Here is a 15,862-nt window from a genome sequence, read left to right as displayed (position 1 = left end):
GGTACCACAGGTGCGTCAGAGCCCGAGCTCGCTGTCGAGGGCCTGGAACAGTTCCTCGTCCGTGACCGTCGCGAGGTCGTCGTCGTGTCGGCCGTCCGGCTGCGGGCGGTCGCCGAGGCGGCCCTGCCAGGTGCGGACGAGGGCTTCCAGCCGGCCGGTGATGCGGGTGGAGTCGCCGTCGGCGAGCGGCAGCGCGGCCAGGGCCGCCTCCAGGCGGTCGACGTCGGCGAGCACCGAACGGGAGGCGTCCGCGTCGTCCGCGGCGAGTTCCTGCGCCAGGTGGCGCGCGAGGGCGGCCGGGGTGGGCTGGTCGAAGACCACGGCGGCGGACAGGTGCAGTCCGGTGGCCGCCTTGAGCTGGTTGCGCAGTTCGATGCCCGCCAGGGAGTCGAAGCCGAGCTGCTGGAACGTGGTCTCGGGGTCGATCGCGTCCGGTCCGGAGTGGCCGAGGACGGCCCCGACATGGGCCCGGACCAGGTCGGTCACCGCGTGCGCCCGTTCCGCCGCGGGCAGGCCCGCGAGGTGTTCGGTCAGGGCCCGGCCGCCGCCCGCGCCGGCACGGGTGCGGGTCCGTGTGCGGCGGGAGGTGTCGGCAGGCACCAGTTCGAGGAGTACGGGCTGGACGTCCGGTCCGGCGGCCCGCAGCGCGGCCGGGTCCAGCCGCATCGGGAGCAGGACGGGCTCGTCGGTGCCGAGGGCCGCCGAGAGGAGCCGCAGTCCGTCCTCGACGGTGAGGGAGTCGACTCCCCCACGGCGCATCCGCCGGCGGTCCGCGTCACCCATGTCGCGTGTCATGCCCACCCCGCCCTGCCAGAGGCCCCAGGCGAGGGACTGACCCGGCAGCCCCGAGTCGTGCCGGTGCCGGGCCAGGGCGTCGAGGAAGGCGTTGGCGGCCGCGTAGTTGCCCTGCCCCGCGGCCCCCAGTACGCCGGCGGCGGAGGAGAACAGGACGAAGCCGGCCAGCTCCTGGTCACGGGTCAGTTCGTGCAGGTGCCACGCCGTGTCGGCCTTGGCCCGCAGGACGGTGTCGGTCTGTTCTCCGCTGAGGCTCGCGATGAGCGCGTTGTCCATGACGCCGGCGGCGTGCACCACCGCGGTGAGGGGCCGGTCGGCGGGGATGGTGGCCAGCAGGCGGGCGAGTGCCTCGCGGTCGCCCGTGTCGCAGGCCTCGATCCGGACGCGGGCGCCGAGTCCGGTCAGGTCCGCGACCAGGGCGTCGGCGCCGACGGCCGCGGTGCCGCGGCGGCTGACCAGCAACAGGTCCCGCCTGCCGTGGTCGGTGACCAGGTGCCGGGCGACGAGTCGTCCGAGGTCACCGGTGCCGCCGGTGATGAGCACGGTGCCGTCGGGCTTCCAGCCGTCGGTTCCGCCCACGCCGGTGGTGCCGTGGTCCGGTGCCTCTTCCACACGGCGGAGTCGTGGTGCGCGCGGGCCGCCGTCCCGCAGGGCCAGTTGCGGTTCGCCGCGGACCGCGTGTGCGGCCAGCACGGCGTACGGGGTGTCCGGTGTGTCCTGGTCGAGCAGGACGACGCGCCCGGGCTCCTCCTCCTGCGCGGAGCGTACGAGCCCCCACACCGCCGCCTGGACCAGCCCGGTCAGGTCGCCCGCCGGGGTTCCTTCACCGGTATCGACCGCGCGGTGGGTCACTACGGCGATCACGGAACCGGCCAGCCCTTCCGCGCCGAGCGCGGCCCGGAGCCCGGTGAGGGTGTGGTGCACGGCCGCGCGGACGCGGGCGGGAACGTCCCCGGCCGCGGCGTCGGATCCGCTCGGCTCGACCGCTTCGGGCACGGCGACGGGGAGCAGCACGACGTCCGGCGCCGGCACCGTGCCGTCGGCGACCGCTTCGGTCAGCGCGGCCCAGTCCGGATAGCGGTGGTCGCCGGCACTGGTACCGTCCACAGCCGCCCAGGTGGGGGCGGAGCCCTGTCCGGTCGTCTCCGGCACCGGGATCCAGCCGACCCGGTGGAGCGCACCCCTGTCGCCGGGCTCCGCCGACGCGCCGGCCCCGTCTTGACCGGCGGGCAGGGGCCGGGTCGCCAGGGACTCCACCGAGACGACCGGGACACCGGTGGCGTCGAACGCCTCCAGTCCCTCTCCGGTGAGCCGGACCCTGAGCACCGTCGCGCCCGCGGCATGGAGACGGACCCCGTTCCACGCGAAGGGAACCGCCGGCCCGTCCCCGCCGTCCGCCTCGCTCCGTCCGTCCACGACGTCCACCAGGTGGGCGTGCAGGGCGGCGTCGAGCAGAGCCGGGTGCAGACCGTACGCACCTCCGTCGATGACGTGGTCCGGCAGAAGCACTTCGGCGAACAGGACGTCACCGCGCCGCCAGGCGGCCCGCAGCCCCTGGAAGGCGGGCCCGTAGCGCAGCCCGTGATCGGCCAGCGCGTCGTAGAAGCCGTCCAGTGGCAGCTCGCCGGCTCCCCGCGGCGGCCAGGATTCCATGTCCTGCCCCCCGAGGGGCGGTACGGAATCGGCGGCTTCCGCGAGGACACCGCTCGCGTGCCGGGTCCACGCCGTCTCCGAGGCGTCGTCCTCGGGCCGGGAGTGCACCGCCACCGGTCGCCGGCCTGAATCGTCGGGCTCAGCCACCGTCACCTGGACCATGAGGGCGCGATGCTCCGGCAGGACGAGCGGAGCCTCCACGGTCAGCTCCTCCACCACCGGACACCCCACCTCGTCGCCCGCCCGGACGGCCATCTCGACGAAGGCGGTCCCGGGCAACAGCACACTGCCCGCCACCGTGTGATCGGCGAGCCAGGGCTGAGCCTCCCGGGAGATGCGCCCGGTGAGCGTGACACCGTCACCCTGGGGCATCGTCAACACGGCGCCCAGAAGCGGGTGTTGTGCCGACGCGAGACCTGCGGCGGAGATGTCCGTACCGGTGTCGAGGGAGTTGATCCAGTAGCGCTGGTGCTGGAAGGCGTAGGTGGGCAGGTCGACGGTGCGGGCGCCGCGCCCGGCGAAGAACGCCTCCCAGTCGACCGCCACACCTCGGGTGTACAGCTCGCCGAGTGTGGTCAGCAGGTGCTCGGTTTCCGCGCGGTCGCGGCGTTGGGTCGCCAGGAAGATCCCGTCGTCGCCGCAGCCCAGGCCGGCGAGGACGGCCTGGGGGCCGACCTCCACGAAGGTGCGGACGCCCTCGGCCTCCAAGGTCTGAATGCCGTCGTGGTAGCGGACGGTCTCACGGACGTGACGCACCCAGTACTCGGGGTCCTGAAGCTCTCCCGGCTCGGCGAGACGTCCGGTCACGTTCGACACCACGGGCAACGTCGCCTCGCGGTAGGTGAGCGTGGCGGCGATCTTGCCGAACTCCGCCAGCATCGGCTCCATCAGCGGCGAGTGGAAGGCATGCGACACCTTCAGCCGGGTCGTGCGCTCGAAGTGGGCGGCCACCTCCGTGACAGCCACCTCGTCACCGGAAATCACCACGGACCGGGCACCGTTGACGGCGGCGATGGCCACACCGTCGACGAGGCGTGCGCGTACGTCGTCCTCCGTGGCCTGCACGGCGATCATCGCGCCGCCCTCCGGCAGCGCGTCCATCAGCCGCGCCCGGGCAGCCACCAGCGTCGCCGCGTCCTCCAGCGAGAGCACACCCGCGACATGCGCGGCCGCCAGCTCACCGATCGAATGCCCCGCCACCAGGTCCGGACGCACACCCCACGACTCCAACAGCCGGAACAAGGCGACCTCGTAGGCGAAGAGAGCCGGCTGGGTGAAGCCGGTGCGGTCCAGCTCACCCCCCTCCCACATCACCTGCCGCAGCGGCAGCCCCAGGGCGTCGATCACCTCGTCCAACGCCCGTGCGAAGACGGGGAACGCGTCATACAACTCGCTGCCCATGCCTTCTCGCTGGCTGCCCTGCCCGGAGAACACGAAGGCCGTGCGACCGCTGACCGGCGTGTGACCGACCCGCTCACCGGAGGCCACCTCGGCCAGCCCGCGCAGCAGTTCGTCGGAGTCGCGGCCCACCACCACGGCCCGGTGCTCGAACACCGACCTGGTCGTGGCCAGCGAGAACGCCACGTCCAGCGGCGTGACATCACCCCGAGCAGTCAGATGCTCTGTCAGCCGCTCCGCCTGCGCCCGCAACGCCGTCTCACCACGCGCGGACACCACCCACGGCACCACCGGCAGCGGCACGGAAGCGTCGCTGTCGTCCGCCTCATCGTGAAGCGGCGCCTCCTCCAGGATGACGTGTGCGTTGGTCCCGCTGAAACCGAAGGACGACACACCCGCCCGGCGCGGACGGCCGTCGCTCTCCCACGGCCGTGCCTCGGTCAGGAGCTCCACCGCTCCCGCCGACCAGTCCACGTGCGGCGACGGCTCCTCCACGTGCAAGGTCTTCGGCAGCACCCCGTGCCGCATCGCCATCACCATCTTGATCACACCGGCCACACCCGCAGCCGCCTGCGCATGCCCGATGTTCGACTTCAACGACCCCAGCCACAACGGGTCGTCCTCCGGCCGGTCCTGACCGTAGGTCGCGATGACCGCCTGCGCCTCGATCGGATCCCCGAGCGTCGTCCCCGTCCCGTGCGCCTCGACCACGTCCACGTCCGCGGCCCGCAGCCCCGCAGCCGTCAGGGCCTGCCGGATCACCCGCTGCTGCGACGGACCGTTCGGCGCCGTCAGGCCGTTCGACGCACCGTCCTGATTCACCGCCGAACCCCGCACCACCGCCAGCACCCGATGACCGTTACGCCGCGCGTCCGACAGACGCTCCACCACCAGCACACCCACGCCCTCGGACCAGCCCGTACCGTCCGCCCCCGCCGAGAACGCCCTGCACCGCCCGTCCGCCGACAGACCACGCTGGCGACTGAACTCCACGAAGCTGTCGGGCGTGGCCATGACCGCCACGCCACCCGCCAGGGCGAGGGAGCATTCCCCGTTCCGCAGGGCCTGGGCCGCCAGGTGCAGGCTGACCAGCGACGAGGAGCAGGCGGTGTCCACCGACATCGCGGGGCCCTCGAGGCCCAGCGCGTAGGAGACGCGTCCGGCTACGACACTGCCGGAGCTGCGGCCGGTCAGGTAGTCGTGGTACATGACGCCGGCGAAGACTCCGGTCGGGCTGCCCTTCAGCGCGGACGGCCGGATTCCGGCATGTTCCAGAGCTTCCCAGGCGGTCTCCAGGAGTAGCCGCTGCTGCGGGTCCATCGTCAGGGCTTCGCGGGGGCTGATGCCGAAGAAGGCCGGGTCGAACTCGGCGGCGTCGTGCAGGAAGCCGCCGTGCTTGACGTAGCTGCTGTGTGGTGTGGACATCTCCGGGTCGTAGAGCCGCTCGACCTCCCAGCCCCGGTCGGCGGGGAACTCGGTGATGCCGTCGACGCCCTCGGCGACCAGGCGCCACAGGTCGTCGGGGCCGGTGACTCCCCCCGGGTAACGGCAGCCGATGCCGACGATGGCGATCGGCTCGTCGCTGACACTCGTCGTCCCGTCGGGCTGCGTCGCCGCCGTGGCCGAACCGTGCCCCGCGGTGTCCTCCCGGTCGCCGAGCAGTTCCTCCATCAGCAGGTCGGCGAGGCCTCGGGCACTCGGGTAGTCGAAGACGACGGTGGTCGGCAGCGGCACACCGCTGACGATCTTGAGCCGGTTCCGCAGCTCCAGTGCGGTCAGCGAGTCGTAGCCGAGTTCGAGGAAGGCCCGGTCGGGGTCGATGGGGTCGGCCGAGGCGTGCCCCAGCACCCAGGCGGCATGACTGCGGACCAGGTCGAGCAGGGTCTCGCGAGCCTTGGACTCGGGGAGCCCTGCCAGCTGCCCGGCGAGTCCTCCGGCGCCGGACGTGCCCTCGCCCGCGGCCGTGGGGCCTCCCGCCACCGGGCGGGCCGTGCGGTGCGCGGACCGCGTGGCGGGGCGCAGCAGGGGCGGGAGTTCGGTGCCGCCGCCGATCCAGGCACCGCGTCGGCGGGTGTGCAGGATGTCCGTGTTGAGGACCAGGGGTGCCAGCAGGTGGTGCTCGGTGGTCAGCGCCTGGTCGAACAGGGCGAACGCCTGGTGGGCCTTGATCGCGGGGACGCCCAGGGAGCGGATGCGGTTGAGGTCCACGTCGGTGAGCTGCGCGGTGAGGCCGACGGGCGGATCCCACGTGGCGTACGCGAGTGACGTGGCGGGCAGCCCGGTGGCCCTGCGGTACTGGGCGAGGGCGTCGAGGAAGACGTTGGCGGCGGCGTAGTCGCCCTGTCCCGCCGCCAGGATGAGACCGCCGGACGAGGAGAACATGACGAACGCGGTCAGGTCCGCATCCTGGGTGAGGACGTGCAGGTTCCAGGCCGCGTCGGCCTTGGGACGCATGACCCGTTCCATGGAGGCCGGAGTGAGGGTGGTGACGAGTCCGCCCTCGGCGATGCCGGCCGTGTGCACGACACCTCTGAGGGGGCGGTCGGCGGGAACGGCGGCGAGCAGCTCGGCCAGCGCGTCGTGGTCCGTGACGTCGCACCGCTCCACCCTGACCTCGGCGCCCGCCTCGGACAGCTCCGCCACCAGGTCCGCCGCGCCGTCCGCGGCCAGGCCGCTCCGGCTGACCAGCAGCAGGTGCCGGACGCCGTGCTCGGCGACCAGATGGCGGGCGACGAGCGACCCCAGACCTCCGGTGCCGCCGGTGATGAGCACCGTGCCGGCGGGGTCCCACGGCCCGTCCGCCGCGGCGCCCGGGTCGGGCTCGATCGCGGAGAGACGGGGCATCAGCAGTCGGTCGCCGCGCAGGGCGACTTCACCTTGCCGGCTGCCGAGCGCCTCGGCCAGGGCCGCCGGGGCGGGCGTCTGCCCTTCCGTGCCGGGATCGAGGTCGAGGAGACCGAAGCGGCCGGGCATCTCTTCGGCGGCGGCCCGCACCAGACCCCAGACGGGCGCCTGCGCCACGTCGATAGCGCCCGGTTCCGCCCCGGCCGCCCCCCGTGTCACGACGACCAGACGCGTCGCGGCGAGGAGGTCGTGCTCCAGCCACTCCTGGAGGACCGGCAGGACCCTGCTGGTGAAGGAGCGCATCCGGTCCGGCAGATACGGCATGGACTCGGCCGTGTCACCGAGGTGGTGGGCGTCGAGGACGACCGCCTCAGGAAGCGGAGCGCCCTCGGCAACGGCGGTCACGAGAGCGGCCACGTCCGGGAAGACGGGGACGTCGTGGCCGGCGGCGAGAGGCGTGGCCCCCAGCAGCGCCCACGAGGTGGCCGGGGTGGCCGGTCCGGGCACCGGCAGCCACTTCACCTGGTACAGGGCCTCGCGTTCCTCGCCGGAACCGCCGCCGAGCCGGTCCGCCGACACGGGGCGGGCGGTGATGTTCCGTACGTCCGCCACGGGCGTCCCGTGGGCGTCGGCGACGGTGACGGTGCCGCCGTCCGCGGAGACCCGCACGCGCAGGACGGCGGCTCCGGCGGCATGGAGCCGGACACCGCTCCACGAGAAGGGGATCGAAGGGCTCTCCTCGCCCTCCTGCTCCTCCAGGATGCTGACGTGCAGGGCGGCGTCGAGCAGCGCCGGGTGCAGCCCGAAGGCGGCCGCGTCGGCCAGGGCACTGTCGGGGAGCGCCACCTCGGCGAACAGTTCACCGTCCCGCCGCCAGGCCGCGCGCAGGCCCTGGAAGACCGGCCCGTATCCGAATCCGCGCTCGGTGAGCCGCTCGTAGAAGCCGTCCGCGGGCAGCGGGACGGCCCCCTGCGGCGGCCAGGCCCGCAGATCGGCCGGCGGCGTGGTGTCGCCCGAGTCGGCGGGTGCCAGCACGCCGGTGGCGTTGCGTGCCCACGGCTCGTCCGCCGGCGCCGACTCCGGCCGCGAGTGGATGAGCAGGTGCCGGGTGCCGGAGGCGTCGGGCCCCTCCACCACCACCTGCACGGCCACGCCTTCGTGCTCGGTGAGGACCAGGGGTGCCTGGATGGTCAGTTCGTCCAGGACGGGGCAGTCGACCTGGTCACCGGCGTGCAGCGCGAGTTCCACGAAGGCGGTCCCGGGCAGCAGTGTGGTGCCGAGAACCGCGTGGTCGGCCAGCCAGGGGTGAGTGGCCAGGGACAGGCGCCCGGTCAGCACCACGCCGTCACTTCCGGGCAGCGGCACCACGGCGCCGAGCAACGGGTGTTCCGCGGACCGCTGACCGAGGCCGGAGGGATCACCGAGAGGAAGCGCGACGTCCAGCCAGAATCGTTCACGTTGGAAGGCGTAGGTGGGCAGGTCCACGGTGCGGGCGCCGCGCCCGGCGAAGAACGCCGCCCAGTCGACCGTGGCGCCCCGGGTGTGCAACTCGCCCAGCGCGGTCAGGACTTGCTGGAGCTCGGGGCGGTCGCGGCGCTGGGTGGCGACGAACACCGCGTCCTCGCCGCAGCCGAGACCCGCGAGGACGGCCTGCGGACCGACCTCCACGAACGTACGAACGCCCTCGGCCTCCAGGGCCTGGATGCCGTCGTGGTAGCGGACCGTCTCACGGACGTGCCGCACCCAGTACTCGGGATGCTGAAGCTCACCCGCTTCGGCGAGGCGACCGGTCACGTTCGACACCACGGGCAGAGCCGCTGCGTGATACGTCAACCCGGACGCCACCCGGCGGAACTCGTCGAGCATCGGCTCCATCAGCGGCGAGTGGAAGGCATGGGACACCTTCAGCCGTGTCGTGCGCTCGAAGTGGGCGGCCACCTCGGTGACAGCCTTCTCGTCACCGGAGACCACTACGGAGCGCGGGCCGTTCACGGCGGCGATGGCCACACCGTCGACGAGGCACTCGCGCACCTCATCCTCCGTCGCCTGCACGGCGATCATTGCGCCGCCTTCGGGCAGCGCGTCCATCAGCCGCGCCCGGGCGGCCACCAGCGTCGCCGCGTCCTCCAGCGAGAGCACACCCGCGACATGCGCGGCCGCCAGCTCACCGATCGAATGACCCGCCACCAACCCAGGGCGCACACCCCACGACTCCAACAGCCGGAACAGGGCGACCTCGTAGGCGAAGAGAGCCGGCTGCGTAACGCCGGTGCGATCGAGATCGCCGCCGTCCCACATCACCTCACGCAGCGGCAGCCCCAGAGCGTCGACCACCTCGTCCAGCGCCCGCGCGAAGACAGGGAACGCCTCATACAACTCCCGGCCCATACCGGCGCGCTGGCTCCCCTGACCGGAGAACACGAACGCCGTCTTACCCTGCACCGGCGTCCCACCGACCCGCTCACCGGAGGCCACCTCGGCCAGCCCGCGCAGCAACTCCTCACGGCCGGACCCCACCACCACGGCCCGGTGCTCCAGCACACCGCGCGTCGTCGCCAGCGAGTACGCCACGTCCAGCGGCTTGACAGCACTCTGACCGGACACGAACGCGGCCAGCCGCTCCGCCTGCGCCCGCAACGCCGCCTCACCACGCGCGGACACCACCCACGGCACCACCGGGAGCGGCACGGCGGAGTCACCGTCCTCGGTCTCACCTTCGACCGGCGCCTCTTCCAGGATCACGTGCGCGTTGGTCCCGCTGATCCCGAACGACGACACACCCGCCCGGCGCGGACGCCCGCCGTTCTCCCACGGCCGGGCCTCGGTCAGGAGCTCCACCGCTCCCGCCGACCAGTCCACGTGCGGCGAAGGCTCCTCCACATGGAGGGTCTTCGGCAGCACCCCGTGCCGCATCGCCATCACCATCTTGATCACACCGGCCACACCCGCAGCCGCCTGCGCATGACCGATGTTCGACTTCAACGACCCCAGCCACAGCGGGTCGTCCTCCGGCCGGTCCTGACCGTAGGTCGCGATGACCGCCTGCGCCTCGATCGGATCCCCGAGCGTTGTCCCCGTCCCGTGTGCCTCGACGGCATCCACGTCCGCTGCCCGCAGCCCCGCGGCCGTCAGGGCCTGCCGGATCACCCGCTGCTGCGACGGACCGTTCGGCGCGGTGAAGCCGCTGGAGGCGCCGTCCTGGTTGACCGCCGAACCCCGTACCACCGCGAGCACCCGGTGGCCGTTGCGCCGCGCGTCCGACAGACGCTCCACGACCAGCACACCCACGCCCTCGGACCAGCCCGTGCCGTCCGCCCCGGCCGAGAACGCCTTGCAGCGGCCGTCCGGGGAGAGCGCGCGCTGGCGGCTGTACTCGACGAACATGTTGGGCTGGGTCATCACGGTCACGCCGCCGACGAGGGCCATCGCGCACTCACCGCGTCGCAGGGCCTGGGCCGCCAGGTGCAGGCTGACCAGCGAGGAGGAGCAGGCGGTGTCCACCGACACGGCCGGGCCCTCCAGGCCCAGGGTGTAGGAGACACGGCCCGAGACGATGCTGGCGACGCTGCCCGCCGCGAGGTACGCCTCCAGGTCCTCGGGGACGGCCGTGCGGCCGGAGCCGTAGTCGCAGTACATGACGCCGCCGAAGACGCCGGTGCGGCTGCCCCGGAGGGATGTCGGGTCGATCCCGGCGCGTTCGAGTGCCTCCCAGGACGCTTCCAGCAGCAGCCGCTGCTGCGGGTCCATGGCCAGGGCCTCGCGGGGACTGATGCCGAAGAAGCCGGCGTCGAACTCGGCGGCGCCGTCGAGGAAACCGCCGTCCCGCACGTAGCTCTTGCCGGACTTGTCCGGGTCGGGGTCGTACAGGCCGTCGACGTCCCAGCCGCGTTCGCGCGGGAACGGGGTGATGCCGTCGCGGCCGTCGACGACGAGCTGCCACAGTTCCTCGGGGCTGGTGACCCCGCCGGGCAGCCGGCAGCTCATGCCGACGATGGCGATCGGTTCACGCTCGGACTGTTCGGCTTCGCTCAGACGCCGACGGGCTTCGCGGAGATCGGCCGTGGTCCGCTTGAGGTAATCGAGCAGCTTCTCTTCGTTCGACATCCGCACACCAGCCTCTTCAGTACATGGGTGGGGCCGGGTGTCGCGGACCCGGCCCGTCGTGGCGCGGCCGCGCGGAGCGGCCGGCGTTCCCGTCGTGTCTGTCCGTCGTGTCAGTCCGTCGTGCCCGGGTCGCCGTCCGCACCGCCGGTCTCGACGGCCCAGCGGATGATGCGGCAGACGCCGTCGATCTCCTCCGCGCCGATGACTTCGCCGGTCGGCAGTGCCAGCACCCGCTCGGCCAGTGCCTCGGAGCGCGGCAGCGGCAGGGGGGCATGGGTGTCCGGCCGGTCGCGGTAGGGGGCGAGCTGGTGGCAGCAGGGGTGGAAGTAGCGGCGTGAGAGCACGTTGTGGCGTTCCAGTACGGCGCGCACCTGGTCGGCGTGCACGCCGGCCCGTGCCTGGTCGATCTCGACGACCAGGTACTGGTGGTTGGCCCGCTCCCCCGGCGCCTGTCCGCGGACCGAGATGCCGGGCAGTCCCGCCAGTCCCTCCTCGTAGAGGCGGTGGTTGCGGGTGTTCTGCTCGATCAGGGTGTCGACGCGGTCCAGGGAGACCAGTCCCATGGCGGCGCTGGCCTCGCTCATCTTGGCGTTGGTGCCGGAGGAGATCACGTCCCGGTCCTCGCCGATGCCGAAGTTGCGCATGGCGCGGGCGCGTTCGGCGATGTCGGGGTCGTCGGTGACCAGGGCTCCGCCCTCGAAGCTGTTGATGAACTTCGTGGCGTGGAAGGAGAAGACCTCGGCGTCGCCGAAGCCACCGATCGGGCGGCCGTGGTGGGTGGAGCCGAGGGCGTGGGCGGCGTCGAACAGCAGGGGCAGTCCGTGGCGGTCGGCGAGTTCGGTGAGCTCGTCGACCGGGCAGGGGCGGCCGAAGGCGTGCACGCCGAGGATGGCGCCGGTGCCGGGGCCGATGAGCTTCTCGGCGTGCGCCGGGTCGATGCCGGCGGTCTCCTCGTCGACGTCGCAGAAGACGGGCGTGAGACCGATCCAGTCCAGCGCGTGCGGGGTGGCCACCCACGTGAAGGACGGGACGATCACCTCGGCGCCGGGCCGCACGCCGGCGGCGCGGGCCGCGAGCTGCAGGGCGATGGTCGCGTTGCACGTCGCGACGGCGTGGGCGGTGCCGGCCAGCGCGGCGACCCGCTCCTCGAGTTCACGCACGAGCGGGCCGCTGCTCAGCCACCTGCGGTTCAGCGCATCGTCGATTTTTTCCCGGAGTTTTTCACGGTCGCCGATATTGGGGCGGCCTACGTGCAGTGGCTCGCGGAATACGGGAAGTCGGAACACGGGGGGAGCATAAAGAGCGGGAACGGACCGTGTTAACCCCTAGGTGTCCGGGGCCACCCCCTACCTCGTGCCGCCGCAGGCCGCGGTGGGCGAAGTGGGCTGCGGGAGGCCACCCCTATTCTCCGGGGGAACACGCTGACCGTGACGGGGGACGATAATAGCGGGGTCCTGGATCATTCCCGTGGTGCCCTCCCCTTATTAGGCTCGCCGGTGAATGGGAAAGGTACGACCGAAGGGGATCTCCCATGGCCGATGTATTTCCCGCGGTGGCGTCGCCGTTGAGGCCGCCCGACCGGCAGGGCGCGATGCGCACGGCCGCGCGGATGGCCGAGTCGGCGCTCGCGGTGGAGGGGGTGGCCACCGGCAACCGGGAGTTCGGGGACTGGTACGCCGGGCGGGTGCGTGAGGACGTCGCCGAGGTCCGCAGGATCGCGCTGGCCGAGCTGTCCGGCTGGCACTCCGAGCCGGGCACCGGCAACCTGGTGCACGACTCGGGGCGCTTCTTCTCGGTGGAAGGGCTGGCGGCCGAGTACGTCGACGGTGGTGCGCGGGGCTGGGAGCAGCCGGTGATCCGGCAGCCGGAGATCGGCATCCTGGGGCTGGTCGCCAGGGAGTTCGGCGGGGTGCTGCACTTCCTGATGCAGGCCAAGAACGAGCCGGGCAACCACAACGGGGTGCAGTTGTCCCCCACCGTGCAGGCGACGCGCAGCAACTACAGCCGGGTGCACCGGGGCGCTTCGGTGCCGTACCTGGAGTTCTTCCAGCGGCCGGAGCGGCACCGTGTGCTGGCCGACTCGCTCCAGTCGGAGCAGGGGTCGTGGTTCGCCGGGAAGCGGAACCGGAACATCGTGGTGGAGGTGGCGGAGGAGTTCGAGGCCGGGGAGAGCTTCCGGTGGCTCACCCTGGGGCAGATCCACCGGCTGCTGGCCGAGGACGACGTGATCAACATGGATGCCCGGTCGGTCCTGGCGTGCCTGCCCTTCGGCGGCGCCGACGCGTCGGTGACGGCGCCCACGGCCGTGCTGCGGTCCTGCGCGGACGGGACGGGCGCCGTGCACTCCACCGGGGAGGTCCTCAGCTGGCTGGCGGGCCTGCGGGCCGGCAGCGACCTGTCGGTGCGGCGCGTGCCGCTGGACGGGGTGCGCGGCTGGAAGCGCACCGAGGAGTCCGTGGCCCACGAGGACGGGCGGTTCTTCCGGGTGATCGGAGTGGACGTGCGGGCCTCGGGGCGTGAGGTGCGGCAGTGGACGCAGCCCCTGATCGAACCCGTCGCGCAGGGCGTGGTGGCGTTCCTCGTCGCCGAGATCGGCGGGGTGGTGCACGCCCTGGTCAACGCCCGTACCCAGGCGGGCCTGATCGACAAGGTGGAGCTGGCGCCGACGGTACAGTGCGTGCCGTCGAACTACGCGCAGGCGCCTGGTGCGCCGCAGCTGCGCTTCCTGGACGAGGTGCTGGGCGCGCCGGCGGAGCGGGTCCTCTTCGACAGCCGGCTGTCGGAGGAGGGGGGCCGGTTCCACCACGCGGTCAACCGCTATCTGATCGTCGACTGGCACGGCGACCACCGGATCGAGGACGACACCTTCCGCTGGGTCGCCCTGCACCAGCTCGCCGGGCTGCTCCGGCACGGTCACTACCTGAACATCGAGGCCCGCAGTCTCGTCGCCTGCCTGCACAGTCTGGCCGGCGGCAGGCGGGCGACCGGCACGGGCGAGGAGGCCCCGGCACGATGACCGCAACACACGACGGCGCGGACGCCATGGCGTACACACGGCTGGGGCGCACGGCGCTGCAGGTGAGCAGGCTGTGCCTGGGCACGCTGAACCTGGGGGTCCGTACCACGCGCGAAGAGGCGTTCGCCCTGATGGACGAGGCGCTGGAGCGCGGCATCAACTTCTTCGACACGGCCGACCAGTACGGCTGGCAGCAGCACAAGGGGTTCACGGAGGAACTGATCGGCGCGTGGTTCGCCCAGGGCGGCGGCCGGCGTGAGCGGGTGGTGCTGGGCACCAAGGTGTTCAACCCGATGAGCGACCTGCCCAACGACCAGGGGCTGTCGGCCCGGCACATCATCGCGGGCTGCGAGAACTCGCTGCGGCGGCTGGGCACGGACTGGATCGACCTGTACCAGATGCACCACGTGGACCGCGCGGCCTCCTGGGAGGAGGTGTGGCAGGCCATGGAGGTGCTGGTCCAGCAGGGCAAGATCCGGTACGTGGGGTCGTCCAACTTCGCGGGCTGGCACCTGGCGGCGGCGCAGGAGGCGGCCGACCGGCGGCACTTCCTGGGCATCGTCTCCGAGCAGTGCGTGTACAACCTGGTGACCCGGTACGTGGAGTTGGAGCTGGTGCCGGCCGCGCAGGCGTACGGCATCGGGATCCTGGTCTGGTCACCGCTGCACGGCGGTCTGCTCGGCGGGGCGCTGCGCAAGCTGGCCGACGGCACCGCGGTGAAGACCGCGCAGGGCCGGGCCTCGGTGGCGCTGGAACAGCACCGCACCGCGGTGACCCGCTACGAGAAGCTGTGCGCGGACGCGGGACTCGATCCGGCGGAGGTCGGCCTGGCCTGGGTGCTGAACCGTCCGGGGGTGACCTCGGTGGTGGTCGGACCGCGCACCATGGCGCAGTTGGACGGGGCGCGGCGGGCACTGGGCCTGCGGCTGGACGAGGACCTGCTGGCCGCGCTGGAGGAGCTGTTCCCCCCGCTCGGCAACGGCGGACCGGGACCGGAGGCGTGGGCATGGTGAAGCGGGTTCTGGTGACGGGAGGAGCCGGGTTCATCGGCTCGCACTATGTGCGCACCCTGCTCACCGGCGGGTACCCCGCCTGGGCGGACGTCGAGGTGACCGTCCTGGACAAGCTGGCGTACGCCGGCAACCTGGCGAACCTCGAACCGGTGGCGGGCGGGTACGCCTTCGTGCGGGGGGACATCTGCGACAGCGAGTTGCTGGCCTCGGTGGTCCCGGGTCACGACGTGGTGGTCAACTTCGCGGCCGAGACCCATGTGGACCGGTCGATCACGGGGGCGGACGTCTTCGCCCTGACGAACGCGGTGGGGGCGCACCGGCTGGCCGCGGCGTGTCTGGCGGCGGGAACGCGGCTGGTGCACGTGTCAACGGACGAGGTGTACGGCTCGATCGACACGGGTTCGTGGACGGAGGAGGCGCCGTTGGCGCCGAACTCCCCGTACGCGGCGGCGAAGGCGGGCGGGGATCTGCTGGCGCTGTCGTACGCGCGCACCCACGGGCTGGACGTGCGGGTGACCCGGTGCGGCAACAACTACGGGCCCTACCAGTACCCGGAGAAGGTCATCCCGCTGTTCGTGACCCGTCTGCTGGAGCGCCGCCCGGTACCGCTGTACGGGGACGGGCTGAACGTCCGGGACTGGATCCACGTGGACGACCACTGCCGGGGCATCCAGCTGGTGGCCGAGCGGGGCGTGCCGGGCGAGGTGCACCACATCGCCGGGGGGACGGAACTGACCAACCTGGAGCTGACCGAGCGGCTGCTCCGGGCTCTGGACGCCGGCCCGGAGATGGTGCGGCGGGTACCGGACCGCAAGGGGCACGACCGGCGGTACTCCCTGGACGACGGCAAGCTGCGGGCCCTGGGCTTCCGGTCGCGTGTCCCCTTCGACGAGGGTCTGGCCGCCACGGTCCGCTGGTACGTCGACCATCCGGCGTGGTGGAAACCGCTGTGCGCGGAGCCGCCGACGGCGTGAGCCGAGCCGCCCGTGCGGGCCGCGCACCGGTCGGTGCGCGGCCCGCACGGGCGGTGCCGCGTGGT

Annotated in this window: 5 protein-coding genes; 3 read left to right on the top strand and 2 right to left on the bottom strand. The window is 72.6% G+C overall.

Going from position 1 to position 15,862, the window contains the following annotated elements:
• Positions 1–15: 15 nt before the first annotated feature.
• Entirely contained in the window at positions 16–10,800 is a 10,785-nt protein-coding gene (locus IE118_RS05465) for a type I polyketide synthase (protein WP_434100253.1), read from the bottom strand.
• A 104-nt stretch (positions 10,801–10,904) separates the two neighbouring features.
• Positions 10,905–12,080 (bottom strand): DegT/DnrJ/EryC1/StrS family aminotransferase, encoded by a 1,176-nt coding sequence (locus IE118_RS05460; protein WP_189556131.1) that lies wholly within the window; start codon positions 12,078–12,080, stop codon positions 10,905–10,907.
• Positions 12,081–12,325: 245 nt separating this feature from the next.
• On the opposite strand from IE118_RS05460, the gene IE118_RS05455 reads away from it, so the two are divergent.
• The 3 genes from IE118_RS05455 to rfbB are packed head-to-tail and all read left to right on the top strand — an operon-like array spanning position 12,326 to position 15,797.
• A complete protein-coding gene (locus IE118_RS05455) occupies positions 12,326–13,810 on the top strand; it encodes an NDP-hexose 2,3-dehydratase family protein (protein WP_229846674.1) in 1,485 nt (494 codons plus the stop codon).
• Positions 13,807–14,823, top strand: coding sequence for an aldo/keto reductase (locus IE118_RS05450; RefSeq protein WP_229846673.1), 1,017 nt, complete (start codon positions 13,807–13,809; stop codon positions 14,821–14,823). The genes IE118_RS05455 and IE118_RS05450 overlap by 4 nt, the downstream gene beginning before the upstream one ends.
• Positions 14,817–15,797 carry a dTDP-glucose 4,6-dehydratase gene (gene rfbB / locus IE118_RS05445; RefSeq protein WP_189556130.1) on the top strand — a complete coding sequence of 327 codons (981 nt, stop codon included), beginning with the start codon at positions 14,817–14,819 and terminating at the stop codon, positions 15,795–15,797. Before IE118_RS05450 ends, rfbB begins: the two co-directional genes overlap by 7 nt.
• Positions 15,798–15,862 lie beyond the last annotated feature (65 nt).

This window comes from Streptomyces pilosus, assembly GCF_014649835.1.
Classification (GTDB): domain Bacteria; phylum Actinomycetota; class Actinomycetes; order Streptomycetales; family Streptomycetaceae; genus Streptomyces; species Streptomyces pilosus.
This window is presented reverse-complemented; position numbering and strand designations above follow the sequence as displayed.

Excerpts from the sequence above, each read along its gene's own strand:
- IE118_RS05455 (WP_229846674.1), top strand. The coding sequence starts at position 12,326 with ATGGCCGATGTATTTCCCGCGGTGGCGTCGCCGTTGAGGCCGCCCGAC.
- IE118_RS05450 (WP_229846673.1), top strand. The coding sequence starts at position 13,807 with ATGACCGCAACACACGACGGCGCGGACGCCATGGCGTACACACGGCTG.
- rfbB (WP_189556130.1), top strand. The coding sequence starts at position 14,817 with ATGGTGAAGCGGGTTCTGGTGACGGGAGGAGCCGGGTTCATCGGCTCG.